This is a genomic window from Leifsonia sp. 10N434, from assembly GCF_056394405.1.
The window spans coordinates 35,193-53,321 of record NZ_JBFTHV010000001.1 but is presented as its reverse complement, the minus strand read 5'-3'; the positions used below and the strand labels follow the sequence as shown (position 1 = coordinate 53,321).

Annotated in this window: 17 protein-coding genes and 1 pseudogene; 10 read left to right on the top strand and 8 right to left on the bottom strand. The window is 65.1% G+C overall.

Going from position 1 to position 18,129, the window contains the following annotated elements:
- Positions 1–2 precede the first annotated feature (2 nt).
- From AC1DB1_RS00265 to AC1DB1_RS00250, 4 genes are all read right to left on the bottom strand, one after another.
- Positions 3–839 (bottom strand): HNH endonuclease, encoded by an 837-nt coding sequence (locus AC1DB1_RS00265; protein ID WP_477199353.1) that lies wholly within the window; start codon positions 837–839, stop codon positions 3–5.
- Positions 840–1,389: 550 nt separating this feature from the next.
- Positions 1,390–1,773, bottom strand: coding sequence for a hypothetical protein (locus tag AC1DB1_RS00260; RefSeq protein WP_477199352.1), 384 nt, complete (start codon positions 1,771–1,773; stop codon positions 1,390–1,392).
- A 52-nt stretch (positions 1,774–1,825) separates the two neighbouring features.
- Complete coding sequence (locus AC1DB1_RS00255; protein WP_477199351.1) at positions 1,826–2,602, bottom strand: excisionase family DNA-binding protein; 777 nt, start codon at positions 2,600–2,602, stop codon at positions 1,826–1,828.
- Positions 2,599–3,627 carry a hypothetical protein gene (locus AC1DB1_RS00250; protein ID WP_477199350.1) on the bottom strand — a complete coding sequence of 343 codons (1,029 nt, stop codon included), beginning with the start codon at positions 3,625–3,627 and terminating at the stop codon, positions 2,599–2,601. The genes AC1DB1_RS00255 and AC1DB1_RS00250 overlap by 4 nt, the downstream gene beginning before the upstream one ends.
- On the opposite strand from AC1DB1_RS00250, the gene AC1DB1_RS00245 reads away from it, so the two are divergent.
- Positions 3,626–3,943: a helix-turn-helix transcriptional regulator gene (locus AC1DB1_RS00245; protein ID WP_477199349.1), complete on the top strand. Its 318-nt coding sequence runs from the start codon at positions 3,626–3,628 to the stop codon at positions 3,941–3,943. The two genes, AC1DB1_RS00250 and AC1DB1_RS00245, sit on opposite strands and share 2 nt — an antisense overlap.
- Before the next feature lie 274 nt (positions 3,944–4,217).
- Here the strand turns inward: AC1DB1_RS00245 and AC1DB1_RS00240 are convergent, their stop codons facing one another.
- The 3 genes from AC1DB1_RS00240 to AC1DB1_RS00230 form a co-directional block, all read right to left on the bottom strand.
- Positions 4,218–4,814, bottom strand: a complete 597-nt coding sequence (locus AC1DB1_RS00240; RefSeq protein ID WP_477199348.1) for a DUF6262 family protein — start codon at positions 4,812–4,814, stop codon at positions 4,218–4,220.
- Complete coding sequence (locus AC1DB1_RS00235; RefSeq protein WP_477199347.1) at positions 4,804–6,813, bottom strand: tyrosine-type recombinase/integrase; 2,010 nt, start codon at positions 6,811–6,813, stop codon at positions 4,804–4,806. Before AC1DB1_RS00235 ends, AC1DB1_RS00240 begins: the two co-directional genes overlap by 11 nt.
- Positions 6,814–7,391: 578 nt before the next feature.
- Entirely contained in the window at positions 7,392–8,165 is a 774-nt protein-coding gene (locus tag AC1DB1_RS00230) for a tyrosine-type recombinase/integrase (protein WP_477200060.1), read from the bottom strand.
- A 476-nt stretch (positions 8,166–8,641) separates the two neighbouring features.
- On the opposite strand from AC1DB1_RS00230, the pseudogene AC1DB1_RS00225 reads away from it, so the two are divergent.
- The 5 genes and pseudogenes from AC1DB1_RS00225 to AC1DB1_RS00205 form a co-directional block, all read left to right on the top strand.
- A pseudogene (locus AC1DB1_RS00225) lies at positions 8,642–9,061 on the top strand (ATPase, T2SS/T4P/T4SS family); the annotation flags it as partial.
- Entirely contained in the window at positions 9,051–10,079 is a 1,029-nt protein-coding gene (locus tag AC1DB1_RS00220) for a hypothetical protein (protein WP_477199346.1), read from the top strand. The pseudogene AC1DB1_RS00225 and the gene AC1DB1_RS00220, both read left to right, overlap by 11 nt.
- A 105-nt stretch (positions 10,080–10,184) precedes the next feature.
- Complete coding sequence (locus AC1DB1_RS00215; protein WP_477199345.1) at positions 10,185–10,436, top strand: DUF4244 domain-containing protein; 252 nt, start codon at positions 10,185–10,187, stop codon at positions 10,434–10,436.
- Positions 10,437–10,476: 40 nt separating this feature from the next.
- On the top strand, positions 10,477–10,767 hold the full coding sequence (locus AC1DB1_RS00210; protein WP_477199344.1) for a hypothetical protein: 291 nt from the start codon (positions 10,477–10,479) through the stop codon (positions 10,765–10,767).
- Positions 10,764–11,198 carry an Rv3654c family TadE-like protein gene (locus AC1DB1_RS00205; protein WP_477199343.1) on the top strand — a complete coding sequence of 145 codons (435 nt, stop codon included), beginning with the start codon at positions 10,764–10,766 and terminating at the stop codon, positions 11,196–11,198. The genes AC1DB1_RS00210 and AC1DB1_RS00205 overlap by 4 nt, the downstream gene beginning before the upstream one ends.
- 66 nt (positions 11,199–11,264) lie before the next feature.
- Here AC1DB1_RS00205 and AC1DB1_RS00200 read toward each other — a convergent pair whose 3' ends face one another.
- Complete coding sequence (locus AC1DB1_RS00200) at positions 11,265–11,510, bottom strand: hypothetical protein (protein WP_271177423.1); 246 nt, start codon at positions 11,508–11,510, stop codon at positions 11,265–11,267.
- A 211-nt stretch (positions 11,511–11,721) separates the two neighbouring features.
- On the opposite strand from AC1DB1_RS00200, the gene topA reads away from it, so the two are divergent.
- The 4 genes from topA to AC1DB1_RS00180 are packed head-to-tail and all read left to right on the top strand — an operon-like array spanning position 11,722 to position 18,102.
- Positions 11,722–14,634, top strand: a complete 2,913-nt coding sequence (gene topA, locus AC1DB1_RS00195; RefSeq protein ID WP_477199342.1) for a type I DNA topoisomerase — start codon at positions 11,722–11,724, stop codon at positions 14,632–14,634.
- Positions 14,631–15,314, top strand: a complete 684-nt coding sequence (gene tmk / locus AC1DB1_RS00190) for a dTMP kinase (RefSeq protein ID WP_477199341.1) — start codon at positions 14,631–14,633, stop codon at positions 15,312–15,314. Before topA ends, tmk begins: the two co-directional genes overlap by 4 nt.
- Before the next feature lie 38 nt (positions 15,315–15,352).
- Entirely contained in the window at positions 15,353–16,546 is a 1,194-nt protein-coding gene (locus tag AC1DB1_RS00185) for a DNA polymerase III subunit delta' (protein ID WP_477199340.1), read from the top strand.
- The gene (locus AC1DB1_RS00180) at positions 16,543–18,102 is read left to right on the top strand and encodes an alpha/beta hydrolase (protein WP_477199339.1); all 1,560 of its coding nucleotides are present in this window, start codon (positions 16,543–16,545) and stop codon (positions 18,100–18,102) included. Before AC1DB1_RS00185 ends, AC1DB1_RS00180 begins: the two co-directional genes overlap by 4 nt.
- Positions 18,103–18,129 lie beyond the last annotated feature (27 nt).

The following is an 18,129-nucleotide window of genomic DNA, read 5'->3' as shown; positions in this document are numbered from 1 at the left end:
TCTCAATCGTCTCTCGCCATCGCGCGGGCAAAGTAGCTATCCGGACCGTAACCGCCGTCGAAGTCCTCCGGGCCGCCGTAGCCCTCGTCGCCAAAGTCGAACCAGTCGTCGCGCGCTTCGATCCACTCCGACCAAGTTCGCAGCCCCGACAGGTCCATGCCCCCCATTTCAAGTGAGTTCCGGAAGCGGTCGCGACGGGCCTTCTTCAGGCGACGCCATGAGGTGGCCCATTCCTCCTCGTCGTCGGCCAATAGGGCCGGTAGCTCAGGCTCCACGCGCGAGGCGAAGAACTCCTGCATCGTTTTCTGGAAGGCCGGAGACGCCTCGGTCATGTTGGCCATGGTCTTGCTCCGGTGGCAGCTGGCACACAGCACCTGCAGGTTCGACAAGTCGTTGGAACTGCCGGCGATATGGTCGATCTCGTTGCCTGACTTACCGCATGTCCGGCAGGTCCGATTGTCTCGCGACTTCACCGCTTCCCGGGTCGACGGGGTCAGCGTGCGTTCGAGCATCGAGTAACCGCCGATCGCCAGGAATGCCACTCTCGTCCGCACAGCCTCCTGGACATCAGGGTCGTCGATTCGCCCGTCTCTGAACACTCGACGGAAATAGCGGACATCCTTCGCGGTCTCCTTGCAGAATTCGCTGCAGAATAGCCCTTCGATGTGGTCAGGGATGGGGCGGAGACAGTTGGCGCACATGTCATCCATGAACATCCTGCTCACCACGCGGGTTGAGACCTGCGGGAGCAAGGTTGCGCGGCGAGACACCACGTACGAATTGCCTGTCTCGTCTTTCGCTGCTCTGGCGTCCTGCTTCGCGCGTCGGTTCTTCGTCATTGTCGGTCCAAATCCGGTCGGGCCCTACGCACCCGACCCGGTGAGGGAGTCGGAATGACGGTGATGCTTTGAGCGCGATTCGGGGAACCTTGTCCATCGTCGATCCACCGTCGTAGGTAGTGGGTCTCGGAGGCTGGCCGGCGCTGCAGCCAGCCTTAGATTAGAACGACATCGCGACAAAAGCGAGACCACGCGCGATTCCGTTCGCCATCCGTACGACAAGGTATTGGTCGCCTAACCAGACGCAGCTAACCGTCGACAGTGTGGTGCTAGCCCTCATCGCCTCGCAATGTGGCTATTGGTGGCGAGGAACGGACGGCGCTACTAACCCTGAGGTGGACGATCGTCGGTGTTGCGCTGGTGGTGATGGTCGCGGTTGCGGGCTGGGTCATTGCGTCCGGAAGTCAAAGCCAGCATGACTACGAGTCCGATCGACGCCACTGCCTGGATAGCCTGAGCAGCGGCACGATCGCGCCTTCTGAGCTGTCACAGCCCCCAGCGCTAGAAAACCGCGAGGCCGAGGGCACAGGGCCGTTCCGCGGGATCGGCGCTAGTTGATCAACATCGAACGCGCGGCTACAAGAACATCACTAGCCGCATGAGGTGCAGCGTTTCTGATGAAGCGAGCAGGCGACTCATCGCCCAGTATCGGATTCATCCCCTTGAACCACGTACCGATCGTTACCGGGTCAAGTCGCAGCTCGAGGATGCCCAGCGCGTAAACGGCCGTTCGGAGTCGGGTGTCGTTCTCAGCATCTGGGACGGCTTTCCCGTCGGCCCACTCTCGTACGACGCTCGTGGTCGTCACGTTCCCGATGTACGCAACCAGTCGCGCGCCCAACACGCCGCGAAGTCGCACGACGACCTCATCGATCGGTAGTCTGCGGGCTTCATCCTCAGCTCGAAGCCAGGGCCTCGCTCCGTCGTGGTTCATGAGTAGATCGTGGCAATAGAAGAAGTTGTCGCCAAGAGCAATCGCGATACCTTCATTCGGCGGGGCCCGAGTCCCTAGTTGTGCCGTCCTGTTCGCCGAGTCCCGCAGCCGTGTCACCGAGTTCTTGCCCGGCAAGGTGGGCTACTTCTGCACTGTCATCGACAATGTGGATGTCAGCGATTAGCTCGGCAATCCGCGACGGGTCCCCGCCGGACAGCAGCCACTTGACGGGAGATCGAGAGGTGCCACGAAGGCGAAGACGAGGATCTTTGTTCTCCATGAGTGCCTGCACTCGTTCGGGCGACCAATGGCGAGGTAGCGCCTGAGCGACAGTGGGGAGGCCGGGCAACAGGTAGCGGTCGTCAGCGAATTGCCAACGCGGGTACCTGCGCTTGCGCCCAACGCGGAAGAAATAGAGGCTGCCGTCCAGGGCGCGACGACGCACATGACGGACGCCAACTGATAAGTAGCGTGCCGCCTCGTCATCGCTGAGGGAGTCGATCACTGCGCTCAGAAGTGCCTTTAAAGCGGGCGATATCGTCAAGCTTCGGTTTGGGTCGACGATCGAGCTCGCCTGAGGGTCATCGCGATTCAGCTCCTCCGCCGCGCCCGCAGGTGGGTTCGATCTGGATACCGCGTCATGGCCGTCCGCTACAAACTCAGCCATGGTGCGAAGTAGTGCAATGACCAGTTTCATATCTCTGCCGCGCAACTGTGCCGCACGGATGAGGCTCTCGAGGGCCTTGGCCTCACTGTTCGAGATTTTGTCCTTGGTTCGGTGCAGGGGCCGCTCGGAAGCGCTTTGGTGGGGTGCTCTGTTTGTGGTCATTGCCAGCGCGCCTCGAGTATCGTCGCGACGGTGACCGGATCGCCACCCCGATCGAGCCACTGCACAGGGGTTTGGCGGTCGCCGTCGAGTTCTAAGTCTTCGAGCGGCGTGCGCATGAAAGCCTGTACGAGGGCGGGCTCCCAATCTCGCGGTATCGCCGTGGCGACAATGTCGATTCCTGGAAGAACCGGACGATTCAATTGGCTGGCGAACTGCCACATGGGGTACCGCACTTCACCGTCGTAGTCGATTGCGTGGAGGTAACCGGCCTCACGGAATCGCTTTAGGGCGGAAGGTGTGACGTGTAGTCGTGCGACTACCTCGTCGGCAGTCAGAGTAACTTCTCCTAATCCTTCGAGCGGGCCCGATGCATCAACTGCCAACCATGCGAAAGGCGTCGCTCTGGTGACTGGCTCGGATGCGATCGGAGAAACAACCTGTTCGTCAGAAACGCCTTCACGTTCGAGCCTTCGAGTCTTCTGGAGCTGGCGAGATCGTTCGCGAAAGCGCGGGCCTACTCGAAGACTACGGGTGACGTGTTTGTCGAATCCGATGTAGCCGCGCCGTCGCCAATCGAGCGTTACGTGTCCTCGAAACCCTCCGTTGGCGTGACGTCGCTCAAGCAGATCCCAGTCCCGCGGTAGACGTGCGGGAACTCCACCGGTGTCCTCCAGTAGGTGCTCAAAGAGCTCGCGGAAAGTCGGGCCGTAAGAGTGGCGTCGACGATACTGCGCGATGAAGATCGCGGCGGCAAGTCCCCATTCGTCAGCTGTGTCGTCCCCGGTGAACAGCTCGAAGGTGTACTTCCACGCGGCGGGTGGCGGGTGGGGGGCGCCGCGCCACCAAATCGGGAATGCCTTGTTCGGCACCTTCACCATCACAATCGCGGTCGCACGGGTCGGGTCCGCCCCGCGGTGCGACCGGCGTCCGTAAGGCGGGCAGCACACGTGCAGAGTGGAGGTGATCCGGCAGAAAGTCGATTGTTTCGTATGGCCTACGAAATTATGCCATACGGAATAGGCCATGCTCGAAGCCTGTCTTCGCGACGCTTTAGGGGTGGCACGACAACGCAAGGAACTTGGGGCGGACTGGGGCGAGTACGCTCAGCGGTTCGCTACCTCGCTTCGCGCCACTCGGGAGCGTTTGAACCTGAGCCAGGAAGACGTTGCGTACCGTGCGGGACTCACTCGCTTCACGTATCAGAAGTATGAGAAGGGGGAGTCGAGGCCGGGTGCTCCGGTCAACCCTTCCCTTCGATCGTTGCTTGGGATCGCTCAGGCACTTGAGGTTGATCTCAACGAGCTTCTACCTCGCCCAATTCCGGATTTGCGGCGGCGGTAGCGGTAGTCGGACTGAGTTGAGGGCCGCCCCGTATCGCGCTGTGCGTTGCGTGTTGGCGCGAACATCAGCCGATGCAATGTCTCTGTCTTGCCTTCCAGGATCGTCGTGACACTGGAAGATGAACCGTGCTTGAGCGTTTGAAGCTCAATGTGCCTCGCAACGCGGCGTGAGAGTCTCGGCCTGCGCGCGATGTGCATCTTCTCCGACCACCCGGTCAGTGCCAGTCGCGCCACCTGTTTCGAAGCCGCCTGGATCTCGATACGAGAAGCCCGGGCTAGTTCGACCCAGTGTTCCGAGCGAACATCATCGCTCGGAGAGCTTCAGTCTTAGCTTCGACTTCGTTTTCTAGGTCGCGCGTGCGCGCTTCTAGGTGGATGATTTGTTCGTCGCGGGTGGTCACCTGGCGACTTAGCTTGCTGTTAAGGATCTCAACTTCACGAATGCGTTCCATCATCTCTGGGATGGACGCGCTTTCGAGCTCCACGCCGAGTTGCTGTTCGAAGCGACGCTGAAGGCGCGCGAGTTCCGCCTTCAGTCGACCGTTCTCTTCCCGTGCCAGCGCGACGTCCGTGCGAAGCGAATCCGGCGAGACTGAAGACCGGACGGGGCTGCGTTGAGCAACGAAGCCCTCGCGTCGTTGCGTCTCCCTCGCCTCGTCTAGCGCCTGTCTGACATCGAGGGCGTTATACATGAGCCACGTCGACACGCCTGCATCTCGGGCGACTCGGGCCGCGGTGATTGGCGTGCCAGCATGAAGGAGCCGCTCACACGCTGTAATTGCGCGTCGGCGTTTGTCTGCCGAAACGTCCCTGCGGGACGTTAGAAGTCGCTCGACGCGTGCAGCTCGCGAATCGCTTTTATCAGGTTGCATCGGGTGTCCGTACGGTCAAGGGAATGAGGGGCCTTGAAGCGCGTAAGCGCCTCATCGCTACAGAAGCGTCGGCTAGCGCCTCGCGCGCTGTATCGTCCATAGACGCAACCCGCTGCTTCAGCCCAGCAAGAATCTGCTCGAAGCTGGCAATCTCGTCTCGCTGGTGCTGCAAGACCCACGGCGCGGCGGTGCCGGCGATCTCCACCATAAGAAGGGTGCCCCGCAGGCTGACTAGATGCTCCTCAATGGCCGGCAGATACGACGGATCCGGTCGGTAAAGGCTGCACCCCGCACATTGAAATCTGATGGGGCAAGCTCCACCGCCCGCTTTGACATTCGCTGGGTCGGTGCAACCACCGAATGGGACGGGAACCTGTGCAATTTCGTAAGCGGCTCCCGAAGCGAACGGCGCAGGGTTGCCGTGGTGATCTATGGCAGACGCAGCCAGTTTGTTGACCGCTTCGCGTTTACGCTTGGCACTTACGCGATAGTAGACCGCAGTAGTTTCTGGCGAGAGATGGTCCATCAGCTCTTGAAGGGTGTCCAATGGAACTCCGCTGTCTGCGTGCCGTTGAGCGTAGGAGTGGCGGAACGAGTACGCAATGATCGGTCCTTCGAATTGCACGTAGCCACCCGAAGTCCGATCGGGAATGTCCGTCTCAAGACCGGGCACGCTGGCTACAAGACGATCGAGCGCGCGGTCCAAGCCCGAGGTTGTTAGATGCTGTCCGGCGTCAGCACGTCCAACAGACGGTGAGGGGAATAGCCACCTCGCGTACGACTCAGGCAATCCGAGGCTCCTTCGATGTTTGTCCCATTTGCGGATCGCCATTGCGGTATCTACGCCGATCGGCAGCACGCGCCCCAGGCGTCCCGCCTTCGTGTTGTCGTACGTGAGCGTGTACTCCACGCCTCCCGGATTGTCGTGCCCGCTAGGGTGCGCGGTGACGCACCCTGCAGACAAGGAGCAAACTTCGTTAGGTCGTCGTCCCGTGTCTATGAGGACACGAAGGGCAGTCTGATGCATCATCAGCAACGTTTCCGCGGATATCAGACTGCCAGCCTGAGCCCTTCCTGCGGGAAGCGATCCAATACCGCGATGGAGTGCGTCGACTACGCGATTGGGAAGCGCTCGACCAGAGTCCTCTGTTCGCATCGCCGCGCGACCATTGATCCGATGCTCCGGCGTTACAACAAACCGCGGCGAAACGCTCCCCAGATGTTCTGTGCCATGCAGGTAGTGGAGGGCGCGTCGAATCGCTGTCAGATATTTGGACCTAGTAACGCCGGAGTACGGCTCTCCATCACTTTTCGCCAGCCGATTCAGGCGTTCGACGGTCTTCTGGATGTCGCGCGCACCAGCGGTTGAAGCATCATCCCCGCCCTGTCTCATCGAAAGGACGTCGCTCATAACTGCAAACGCACGGATGGCGCAGCCTACGGCTTGCGTGGTAGGCGTTGTTTCCCGCGCCCATGCTTTCACCAATTCGCGCAGCCACTGCTGACGGATCGGGGTGAAGTCAAGAGGGCCGCGTTGGACGAGGTACTTTGTCCCATTTCTCTCGTCAGCACGCCCGCTGCGCTCATTTTCCGTCTTGAGTCCGACCAGGTAGCTGTCCCACAGATCACCAGCGGTGGGGTCCCCGCCGTCGAAGGCGGCATGCAGGTTTCGAATGGCGGTGACAGCGCGGTTTTGAAACGCAGTTCGAATTGAACGCGCAGGTCTCGCATTGCTCATTAGTCGACTTAGGAAACCCTCGCTCAGGAACGAAGGTCCGGCCGCAGTAAGGGAAGTGACGGAGGCCTTTATCACCATCGGGTCGAGTGCGTATCCTGCCCGGTCTTCTGCCTGGATGGCCACGAGAAATTCCAGTCGGAGCTGCTCCGGCATGGATATGAGGGAGAAATCCGCGAGGGAGAGCACCGGCGGCATCGTTGTTGCCGCTTCCGCTTCCGACGGCCTTTGCGCTCCTGGGGCTAGTTGCTCAAGCGTTTTCACGTATCGATTTCGATGTGTGCCGCACAGCAATGTTCGTTGGCTATGGCGCTCTCTTTCGCAGGCGCCGACGAGGCATGGGCCGATGGCTGGCAGAGGCTTAGCGATTTTGGCCTCCAAATAAGCAACGCGCGTGATGCCGCGAGGCTCGTATGAATCAAGCCACAGGGTGTTGTGCGCTCCGCAAAGCCCGTGGGAGATTACTGAACGCTCGCATCGTAGGTCTCCCCGCTCCACCAAGCACTGGGCTTGGGGCGCGCCAGTTCGCACCGCATCTTTGTGGCGCTTGGCGAGCTTGCGCTCCAACGCCTCCTGGTCACCGCCGTTCTTCCGAAGAACCGCCCGGCAGCTCTGGCAGGGGCCACCGCGCGTATCGGTGAACAACGGACAGCCCTTTGACTTGCAGGTGTAAATCCGCGTGCGGGGGTCCGTGGGGTCGCCAAGGAAACACCAATGCTCGGGATGCCACTCGCCGGGGCGCCAGGTCTCATCAAGTTGGTCTCGGAGGAACGTTAGCCAGTCTGCGCGAGTTGGTTGTATAGACGGCGTTGACTGCTTTCTAGCGGCCCGTGCGTGAACGCTCATTCGGCTCTCCCCAGAAGGCCCCGCTCGACGGCCTCGCGGAGACGACGCGGTGATGGATGCATATAGATAGCGGTCGACTCAGCGACCGCATGACCAAGTAGCTGCTGGACGACATCCCGCTCTGAACCTTGCTCGATCCACATCGTGGCACGGGTGTGTCGGAACAAGTGAGGGTGAAGATTTGGGATGTCTGCGCGCTTGCGCAGTGCTCGAATCAAACTGGTTGCGGCGCTGTATGTGTAGGGCGCCCCGATGACACCCTTGTAAAGATTCACAAAGACGTGGTCCGATCCAAAGTCCCCGACAGCGCTACTCCGCTCAATCTGATAGTCCCGATAACTGAGCACAAGGTCAGCGTTCACTGGAATGTGGCGTTCTCGTCTGGACTTTGCAACCGCACCATTCGGATTGTCGATTCGACGAATTACGTGCACATGTGGACCAGGCAGCTCGCACCCAAGGGCAGTCGACGAAGGCAGAAAGTGCATATCGGAGCGACGAAGGCCTAGAGCTTCACCAATTCTCATTCCGGTCGCAAAGAGGAGGTCGATCAAGAAGCGATCCCTCGCATTCAACGTCGCAGCCGCCGCCGCTTGAGGTTGGCCCGCCGTAAGCGTGCGAGGCGGCGACAAGAGTTCTCTCGCCCGAAGCTCGCTCACCCGTCGATATCGGTATTGACCGCTTTCGCCCGCGTCGAAGCTTGCGGGCAAATATGCGAGGAACCTGGGCTCTACCAGTCGATCCACTATCGATTGGTCAATTAGCTCCATGCGGGCGCAGTAGCGCAGGAACTCGACGACGGAGGTCAAATAGACGTTGACCGTGCGCGCCGACCTCGATCGCAGCGACGGGAAACTGGTGCTGCGTGTTGGCGCTGGTGCCTCCAAAAACCACTTGAATCTCGCGAGCTGCGGCATCGTAATCGACCGCCATTCACACATTGGAGTTTCAACGGTCCAGTTGAGGAACGTTGCGATCTTCGGGATGTACGAGTCAATGGTGTTGTCGGCTCGGCCAGCGCCACTCAAGTGAAGGGCGAAGTCCCGAACCTCCGGTACCGGGGACAACGTTTCGGAATCTACGACAACCTTAATTCGGCGACCTGACGATGGCAGGATGGCGCGCCTTACCTCATATCGACTCATCAGTCCCATCGTTCCTCACAGCTCCAGAATAATCGTGAGGGACAAGCCAGCAATTTGCCTGTGACCCATGTCCCTCCGAACGTGTGGCTACCTACATATAACTCCGCATCGATCATCCGCACGTCGTCGGCCTGCAGACGCGGCAGCCGAATCTCGAGGGCGCCGGTGGCGTCGACCTGCGGCGACTGGTGCGCGAAGCGCTCCGGATGCGCCCCGACCGTCTGATCCTGGGCGAGTGCCGGGGCGCTGAGGTGCAGGATCTGCTCGGCGCCCTCAACACGGGCCACGACGGCGGCGCTGGAACGCTGCACGCGAACTCCCTCGCGGACGTTCCGGCGCGGCTCGAGGCGCTGGGGGCGATGGCGGGAATGGGGGAACGTGCCCTCGTGCGCCAGGCGGTGAGCGCCGTCGGGCTGGTGGTGCACCTCGAACGTGTCGGTGCGCTGCGCCGTGTCGCCGGTTTTGCGCAGTTCGTGGTCGAGCGCGAGGGCCGCCTGGGGATCGTCGACCGTGGCGCCTGAGCGTCGCCGAGGAGTGCGCCCGGGACGCAGCTCCGACGAGGTGGCCACGACGGTCGATCGGCTCGCGACCCTGCTCGAGGCGGGCGTCGCACCCGAGTCCGCGTGGCAGTACGTGGGGGAGTTCACGCACAACGCGACCGTCTCGGCGATCGCTCGCACGATCGCGGCGGGCGTGCGGCCCGTCGATGCCCTCACGCGCATCCTCGGGGCGCGTTCGGAGCGTGTTACGACGGCGATGGCGATGCCGATGCCGCGGGGGTCACCGTCCCGCAGGCGACGAAGCGCGCCGACCAGTCCGGGGATGGCAGACGAGTCCATGCTGCCCTGGCGGACGGTCGGAGCGGCCTGGTTCGTGGCCGACGCGGCGGGAGCTTCGCTGGCGCCGAGCCTCCGTCAGCTCGCTGCCACGGCGCGGGATCGCGCGGAGACCGAGCGGGAGATCGCCCTCGGGCTCGCCGGCCCGCTTGCGACGGCGCGGCTCGTGGGCTGGCTCCCGCTGCTCGGCCTCGCGCTCGGCGTGCTCATGGGAGTCGATGTGATCGGAGCCCTTCTCGGCGGTCCGATCGGGTGGGGTCTGCTCATCGCAGGAGGAAGTCTCGCCCTCGCCGGACGCTTCTGGACCCGAGCCCTCCGTCGCCGTGCGCTGCCGACCGGCGAGGCTCCCGGGTGCGATCTCGACCTGGTGGCCGTCGCTCTGAGCGGTGGCGTCTCGGTCGCCCGCGCGATCGCGCTCGTCCGAGAGGGGTTCGCGCGGTACGAGGTGCCCGCCGGCGACTCGAGCGGGCTGAATGACACGCTCGCGCTGGCAGAGCGGGCGGGCGCGCCCGCCGTGGACCTGCTCCGCAGCTCGGCCCAGCAGGCACGCCGCGATGCGCGGGTCGACGGGATGCAGGTGGCGGCGGCCCTCGGGGTGCGGCTGATGCTGCCGCTCGGCGTCTGCGTGCTGCCGAGCTTCATGCTCATCGGGGTCGCGCCCATGGTGCTCAGCATCGTGTCCTCCACAGTCGGTGCGATGTGAGCCTGCGTCCACAGATCCCTCGGGAGCAGGGGCGCCCGAGGGGGAGCGGGCCACGATTGATTCATCGGCGGTGCGAACCGCGAACGCGAAACCAGGGGGAGAACCATGAGATCACCAGCCACCAGAGACACCGCCGTCCCACCGTGCGCGAGGGACGCCTTCCGGCCGTCGCCGAGCGCGGAGACCGGTTGGCGCGCCCTGCTTCAGGACGAGCGCGGCTCCGCGACCGCCGAGTATGCGGTCGCGACGATGGCGGCCGTCGGGTTCGCCGGACTGCTCGTCGTTCTTCTGCGTGGCGACGAGGTGCGCGGCATCCTGACCGATTTGGTCAAGCGTGCGCTGTCGGCCGCCGGCTGAGGCGTCGTCGGAGCGCGGAAGCGTCACCGCGGAATTCGCCGTGGCGATGCCCGCGGTCATCGTCTGCCTCGCACTGTGCGTGGCAGCCGTGCAGGCGGGAGGGCAGCAGGTGCGCCTTGCCGACGCCGCAGCAGTGGCGGCGCGCATGCTGGGTCGCGGCGACGACGCGAGCGGCGTCATCGCCCGCGCCGACGCGACCCTCGAGACGGAGCGGGCCGGAGGCATGGTCTGCGTGCGACTGACGGCGGCTTCGGCTGTGGCAGGTCTCGGACCCTTGGGCTCTGCAGCCTCGGCGCGGGCGTGCGCCCTCGACGATACGGCCGCGGAATGAGTGTGGGTCGTCGGGCTGTGCGGAGCGCGGCCGGCGTCGCGGGGTCGGAGCGCGGTGGGGTGTCGGAGCGCGGTCCTGCATCGGAGCACGGTCCGGCGTCGGAGAACGGGTCGGCGTCGGTGCTCGCCGTCGGGATCATCGGCGCTCTCGTTGGCCTGACCGCTGGCGGGGTCGCCGTCGCCGGAGCCTTCGTCGCCGGTCAACGGGCAGCGGGCGCGGCCGACACCGCCGCGCTCGCGGCCGCCGACATCGCCTCCGGCGCCGTTCCCGGTTATCCGTGCACGCAAGCGGCGACGGTCGCGGAGGCCAACGGTGCGTCGCTCGTCTCGTGCGATCTCGATGGACTCGTCGTCACGGTGACGGCGTCCGTTCCCTACCTCGGCCTCAGCGCCGAGGCTCGAGCGAGAGCCGGCCCGCCGGGGTCGGGGTGATCGGTCGGGGTCGTGGTGGGAGTCGGTGTCGTGGTCCTTGTCCTGGTCGGGTGACTCACCCTCGGATCAGTCGAAGACCGCCTCGAGGTAGCGGTACTCGACCGCGCTCGGCCGGTCGTCGAGGGCGTCGTCGGAGGCGAACTCGATGCTGGACGACCGTACATAGAGGTAGTGCTTCGAACCGGAAGCCGCGGAAATCTCGAGGCGGGGACGGGGGTCGCCGGAGTCGAGGAATTCGGTGCTGATCGTGGTGCCCTCGAGAGGGCCGTCGGTGAGTTTGGCGGTATACGTCGTCGTTGAAGTGATAGCCATGAACCTCATTTTCCTCGGGCTGCCGCCGATAGCAAGCGCTGTGCCCTGGGCGAACGAGTACGGATCGATTAGGCAGACAAGCGGCTCAGGTGTGTATGGTGTGCCTGTTGGGCGTGGAGCCCACGCTCGCCGCAGGGGTGCGGCGCCAGGGGGAGCGCGCTTACAGACGTCTAACTGTTTAACTGCAGTGCGTACATATAAGAGGAGTCAGGTGCCCGACACGAAGAAACTCGTCATCGTCGAGTCTCCGAACAAGGTGAAATCGATCGCCCAGTATCTGGGCGATGGGTACGAGGTCATGGCCTCGGTCGGACACATCCGCGACCTCATCGAGCCCAAGAACCTACCGCCCGAGCTCAAAAAGGGCTCGCTCGGAAAGTTCTCCGTCGACGTCGAGAACGACTTCGAGCCCTACTACGTTGTGTCCGACCAGAAGAAGAAGACGGTCGCCGACCTCAAGCGCGCGCTCAAGAACGCCGACGAACTCCTCCTGGCCACTGATGAAGACCGCGAAGGCGAGGCCATCGCGTGGCACCTGATCGAGGTGCTCAAGCCCAAGGTCCCCGTCAAGCGCATGGTCTTCCACGAAATCACCCGCGAGGCTATCGAAAAGGCCCGCGACAACACCCGCGAGATCGACACCGCTCTCGTCGACGCCCAGGAGACCCGGCGCATCCTCGACCGGCTCTACGGCTACGAGGTCTCGCCCGTCCTCTGGCGCAAGGTGGGCCCCGGGCTCTCCGCCGGCCGCGTCCAGTCAGCCGCCACCCGACTCGTGGTCGACCGCGAACGCGAGCGTCTCGCCTTCGTGCCGGCCGGCTACTGGGGCCTGACCGCGCGGTTCGCTCCCGAGGCCGATGCGTCGACAGGGGACGCCTCATCCGGTTTCGAGGCCAGGCTCGCCCGTTTGTCGGGGGAGCGTGTCGCCACCGGTCGTGATTTCGACGACCGGGGACAGCTCACATCGTCCGCCCGCACCCTCGACGAGGAAGCGGCCGGCGCGCTCGCCGCGGCCATCCGCTCCGACAGCACCGTCGTGACGGTGGGCAAGGTCGAGTCCAAGCCCTACTCCCGGCGCCCGGCTGCTCCCTTCACCACGTCCACGCTCCAGCAGGAGGCGGCACGTAAGCTCCGCTTCTCCGCACGTCAGACGATGAGCGTCGCCCAGTCTCTCTACGAGAACGGGTACATCACTTATATGCGTACCGACTCTGCGTCGCTTTCGCAGCAGGCGACCAACGCGGCACGCACGCAGGCCGCGAAGCTCTACGGTGCCGAGACGGTGCCGGACAAGCCGCGCACCTACGCCTCGAAGAGCAAGAACGCCCAGGAGGCGCACGAGGCCATCCGTCCGTCGGGCGAGACGTTCCGCACGCCGTCCGAGCTCTCGTCATCGCTTCACGGCAACGAGTTCCGGCTCTACGACCTGATCTGGAAGCGCACCGTCGCATCGCAGATGGCGGACGCCAAAGGTCAGACCGCGTCGGTGACCGTCGAGGCGGCCATCACCGAGGGTCCGAGCAACGGAACGATCGCGGAGTTCACCGCCAGCGGCACCGTCATCACCTTCCGCGGGTTCCTCAACGCCTACGAAGAGAGCAAAGACGAGGAGCGCAACGCCTCGGCCGAGCCCAGCGAGGCGAAGCTGCCGCCGCTCGAGCCCGGTCAGTCGCTCGACGTGCGCGAGGTCGAAGCAGACGGTCACGAGACCACGCCTCCTCCGCGCTACACCGAGGCGAGCCTCGTGAAGACCCTCGAAGAGCTGGGGGTCGGGCGCCCGTCGACGTTCGCGAGCATCATCTCGACCATCGTCGACCGCGGCTATGTGACCCCCCGCGGTCAAGCACTGGTGCCGAGCTGGGTCGCGTTCTCTGTCGTGCGTCTGCTCGAGGACTACTTCGGCGACCTCGTCCAGTACGACTTCACCGCCGAGATGGAAGACGATCTCGACCGGATCGCCGATGGCGAGGCCGAGCGCATCGACTGGCTGAACAGCTTCTACTTCGGCAGCGACAAGCACAAGGGCCTGCGCCGGGTCATCGACAACCTCGGCGAGATCGACGCCCGTTCGATCAACTCGATCACCATCGACGACGGCATCACACTCCGCATCGGCAAGTACGGTCCCTACCTGGAAGTGCCCGACGAAGACGCCCCGGAGGGCGCCACCCCCCGACGGGTCAACATCCCGCCGGAGCTGGCTCCCGACGAGCTGACCGCGGCCAAGGCACGCGAACTCATCGAGGCTCCGGTCCAGACCGACCGCGTACTCGGCGTCAACCCGGCGAACGGCAAGAACATCGTCGCCAAAGACGGTCGCTTCGGACCGTATGTGACCGAGCTCGACCCCGAGGAGCCCGAGACGGACAGCGCCACGGTCGACCAGGCCACCGGCGAAGTCGTCGACTCGCCGGCCAAGAAGGCGCCGGCCAAGAAGAAGGCCGCCGCCGTCAAGCCGCGCACCGCATCCCTGTTCAAGTCGATGGACCTCGGTTCGCTCGACCTGGGCACCGCGCTGCAGCTGCTCGACCTCCCGCGCACCGTCGGTGCCGACCCGGAGAGCGGCGAAGAGATCCAGGCGCAGAACGGCCGGTACGGTCCCTACCTCAAGAAGGGTGCCGACACGCGTTCCCTCCCGAGCGAAGACGACATCTTCGGCATCGATCTCGCCGGCGCCCTCGACCTGTTCGCTCAGCCGAAGTACGGCGCACGCCGTGCGTCGAGTGCGCTCAAGGAGTTCGACGCCGACCCCGTCAGCGGCAAGCCGATCCGGGTCAAAGACGGTCGGTTCGGGCCGTACGTGACCGACGGCGAGACGAACGCGACGATTCCGCGCGGCGAGACCGTCGACGAGGTCGACTTCGCCAGAGCCGTGCAGCTCCTCGCCGACAAGCGCGCGAAGGGTCCGGTCAAGAAGGCTCCGGCCAAGAAGGCGCCCGCCAAGAAGGCTCCGGCCAAGAAGCCGGCCGCGAAGACGACCGCCGCCAAGACGACCGCCGCCAAGACGACCGCCGCGAAGACGACAGCCGCCAAGACGACGACGGCCAAGGCGACCACGGCCAAGACGACGACGGCCAAGACGACGACGGCCAAGCGTCCGGCCGCGAAACCGTCGGCCGAGTGAGCGCGAGCGAGACCCCGGGCGCAGCGGGCCCAGCCGGCCCAGCCGTCGGGCAGCGGGGGCTGTTCATCACGCTGGAGGGCGGCGACGGGTCGGGCAAATCGACGCAGGCGGCGCTTCTCGAGAAATGGCTGACCGAGCAGGGTCGCACGGTGGTGCGCACCCGCGAGCCGGGCGGTACGGATGCGGGCGTCGAGATCCGCGAGATCGTGCTGCACCACCGCGGCGACATCTCACCCCGGGCCGAGGCGCTCCTCTACGCCGCCGATCGCGCGCACCACATCGAGACGCTGGTGCGTCCGGCGCTGGCTCGCGGTGAGGTCGTGCTGCAAGACCGGTACCTCGACTCGTCTGTCGCCTACCAGGGTGCCGGCCGCGTGCTCGACCCCCAGCAGATCCGCGACCTCTCGCTCTGGGCCGCAGAAGGTCTGCTGCCCGATCTCACGATTCTGCTCGACCTCGACGAGACGACCGCGCGGGCGCGGCTCGACACCTCCCGCACCCGCTACGACCGGCTCGAGGCCGAGAAGGCGGACTTCCACGCACGCGTGCGCGCGGCCTACCTGGGACTCGCGGCCGCGGAGCCCGAGCGATTCCTCGTCGTCGACGCATCGCGTCCGGCCGAGGAGATCGCCGCCGAGATCCAGTCCGAGCTCGGCCGCCGCCTCCCGGCGTCCCGCTGAGCCACGCAGTGTCCGCGGCGAACGCTAGCCTGGATCACATGGCAGTGTGGGACGACCTGACGGGTCAGGATGACGCCATCGCCATCTTCAAAGCGGCAGCGGCAGGCGGCAGCAGCATCGACCCGAATATTGCGCGCGCCGGCAACGCGATGACCCATTCGTGGCTGATCACCGGCCCTCCCGGGTCGGGGCGCTCCAACCTCGCCTTCGCCTTCGCCACCGCCTTGCTCAGCCCGGGAACCCCCGAGGGCGACCACGCCACGCAGCGCCAGGTCGAGGCGCGCACACACCCCGACCTCGCCGTGCTGAGCACCGAGCGCGTCATCATCTCGATCGAAGAGGTGCGCACCCTCGTCTCCAGCTCGCAGTTCTCCCCGTCGGTCGGCCGCTACCGCGTGATGATCATCGAAGACGCCGACCGGATGAGCGAGCGCACCTCCAACGTGCTGCTCAAGGCGCTCGAGGAGCCGCCCGAGCGCACCGTCTGGATCCTCTGCGCGCCCAGCGACGCCGACCTCATCCCGACCATCCGGTCCCGGGTGCGCACCGTGCGCCTGCGCGTGCCGAGCGTGTCCGACGTCGCTGCGCTGATCGAGCGTCGTGACGGCGTCGACGCCGTCACCGCCGAGCGGGCCGCACGTCACGCGCAGAGCCACATCGGCATGGCTCACCGCCTGGCCACCAACGACGAGGCTCAGCGCCGCCGCGACGAGACGCTGAAGCTCGCGCTCAGCATCCGGTCGGTGTCGGATGCCGTGCGCACCGCCGCGACGATGCTCGAGATCGCGAGCGCCGATGCGAAGGCGATCACAGAAGAGCGCGACGCCGAAGAGCGCGAGCACGCCCTGCGCTCGCTCGGCGTCGAACCGGGAGGCACCATCCCGCCCGCTCTCCGCTCGCAGCTGCGACAGCTCGAGGAGGACCAGAAGCGCCGCGCCACCCGCAGCCTGCGCGACGGCATCGACCGCATCATGGTGGACCTGCTGAGTCTGTACCGCGACGTCATGATGATCCAGCTCGGCAGTGCGAGCGAGCTCGTCAACGTCGAGCTGCGCGATCGGCTCGACCTTCTCAGCGCTCACACGACTCCCGCGGCTACGCTCGCTGCCATGGACGCCATCGCGACGGCCAGGGAGCGCATCGAGGGGAATGTCGCCCCGGCACTCGCTTTGGAGGCCATGCTCACGAGCATCCTGCGCGGAGGCGCGCTGCGAAAGGGGACCATTCAGTGACCACCCGACCGACCGGGCGCAGCCCGCGCCGGCGTTCTGTCCGCCTCGCCCTCGTCGCCTTCGCGGCGGTCACGGCGTTGACTCTCAGCGGCTGCGTCTCGATGTTCCTCCCCGGCGATACGGCCCACACGTCGACTCCGGTGAAGGAGACGGTCGCCACCGACCTGCAGCCCTTCTACGACCAAGTGCTCACCTGGACCTCCTGCTCCAGCGGCAAGCAGTGCGCGACAGCCAAAGTGCCGCTCGACTGGAACAACCCGTCGGCCGGCGACGTCAAGCTCGCCCTCATCCGGCAGCAGGCGAAGGGGACCAAGCAGGGGTCGCTGCTCGTCAACCCGGGCGGCCCCGGTGGCTCGGGCTACGACTTCGTCAAAGACTCCGTCGACTACGCCACCGACGCGTCCCTGCAGAACGCGTTCGACGTCGTCGGGTTCGACCCCCGCGGAGTCGGTCACTCGACCGCCGTCACCTGCTACGACGCGAAGCAGATGGACGACTATCTCTACGGCATCACCCCGGGAGTCCGGGGCTCCGACAGCTGGATCGCGGCCAACGCCACGACCTCCCGCGACTTCGGCGCCGCCTGCAAGCAGAACACCGGCGCGCTGCTGGAGCTCGTCGACACGGTCAGCGCCGCTCGTGATCTGGACGTGCTCCGCGCCGTCCTCGGCGACAAGAAGCTCAACTACCTCGGGTACTCGTACGGCACCTACCTCGGCGCGGTCTACGCCGACCTCTTCCCCGGCAAGACGGGCCGGCTCGTGCTCGACGGCGCCCTCGACCCGGCGGCGACCAACTTCGACGTCACCAAGGTGCAGGCGCAAGGCTTCGAGAGCGCCCTGCGGGCCTACCTCACCGACTGCCTGAGTCAGAAGGGCTGCCCGTTCTCCGGCACCGTCGATGAGGGCATGTCGACCATCTCCGACCTGCTCGCCTCCGTGGAGCAGAGCCCGATCCGCAACTCCGACGGCCGCGAGCTGGGCGCTAACACCCTGGTCACCGCCATCATCTATCCGCTCTACGACGCCACCGCGTGGTCGTACCTGAGCGACCTCTTCACCACGGTGATGAAGGGCGACGCCTCCTACGCCTTCACTCTCGCCGACGGCTACAACAACCGGCAGAGCGACGGGACCTACGGCGACAACTCGACCGAGGCCTTCATGGCGATCAACTGCCTCGACTACACGTACGATGACAACCCCGCCACGATGCGCCAGCAGGCGGCGGAACTCGCCAAGGCTGCGCCGGTCATCGGGCCGTACATGGCCTACGGCGACATCGGGTGCGGCAACTGGCCATACAAGACCACGTACAAGCGCGGCCCGATCGCGGCCGAGGGCTCCGCGCCCATCCTGGTCGTGGGTACGACCAACGACCCCGCGACCCCGTACGTCTGGGCGAAGAACCTCGCGGGGGAGCTGCAGAACGGCCACCTGCTCACCTACAAGGGCGAGGGCCACACGGCGTACAACAAGTCGAACTCGTGCGTGAACAACACGGTCGACGACTACCTGCTCAAGGGCACTCTGCCGGCCGACGGCAAGACCTGCTGACGACGGACGGAAATGCCGTCATACGGT

Excerpts from the sequence above, each read along its gene's own strand:
- AC1DB1_RS00265 (WP_477199353.1), bottom strand. The coding sequence starts at position 839 with ATGACGAAGAACCGACGCGCGAAGCAGGACGCCAGAGCAGCGAAAGAC.
- AC1DB1_RS00260 (WP_477199352.1), bottom strand. The coding sequence starts at position 1,773 with ATGAACCACGACGGAGCGAGGCCCTGGCTTCGAGCTGAGGATGAAGCC.
- AC1DB1_RS00255 (WP_477199351.1), bottom strand. The coding sequence starts at position 2,602 with ATGACCACAAACAGAGCACCCCACCAAAGCGCTTCCGAGCGGCCCCTG.
- AC1DB1_RS00245 (WP_477199349.1), top strand. The coding sequence starts at position 3,626 with ATGCTCGAAGCCTGTCTTCGCGACGCTTTAGGGGTGGCACGACAACGC.
- AC1DB1_RS00250 (WP_477199350.1), bottom strand. The coding sequence starts at position 3,627 with ATGGCCTATTCCGTATGGCATAATTTCGTAGGCCATACGAAACAATCG.
- AC1DB1_RS00240 (WP_477199348.1), bottom strand. The coding sequence starts at position 4,814 with ATGCAACCTGATAAAAGCGATTCGCGAGCTGCACGCGTCGAGCGACTT.
- AC1DB1_RS00230 (WP_477200060.1), bottom strand. The coding sequence starts at position 8,165 with ATGGAGCTAATTGACCAATCGATAGTGGATCGACTGGTAGAGCCCAGG.
- AC1DB1_RS00215 (WP_477199345.1), top strand. The coding sequence starts at position 10,185 with ATGAGATCACCAGCCACCAGAGACACCGCCGTCCCACCGTGCGCGAGG.
- AC1DB1_RS00205 (WP_477199343.1), top strand. The coding sequence starts at position 10,764 with ATGAGTGTGGGTCGTCGGGCTGTGCGGAGCGCGGCCGGCGTCGCGGGG.
- AC1DB1_RS00200 (WP_271177423.1), bottom strand. The coding sequence starts at position 11,510 with ATGGCTATCACTTCAACGACGACGTATACCGCCAAACTCACCGACGGC.
- AC1DB1_RS00185 (WP_477199340.1), top strand. The coding sequence starts at position 15,353 with ATGGCAGTGTGGGACGACCTGACGGGTCAGGATGACGCCATCGCCATC.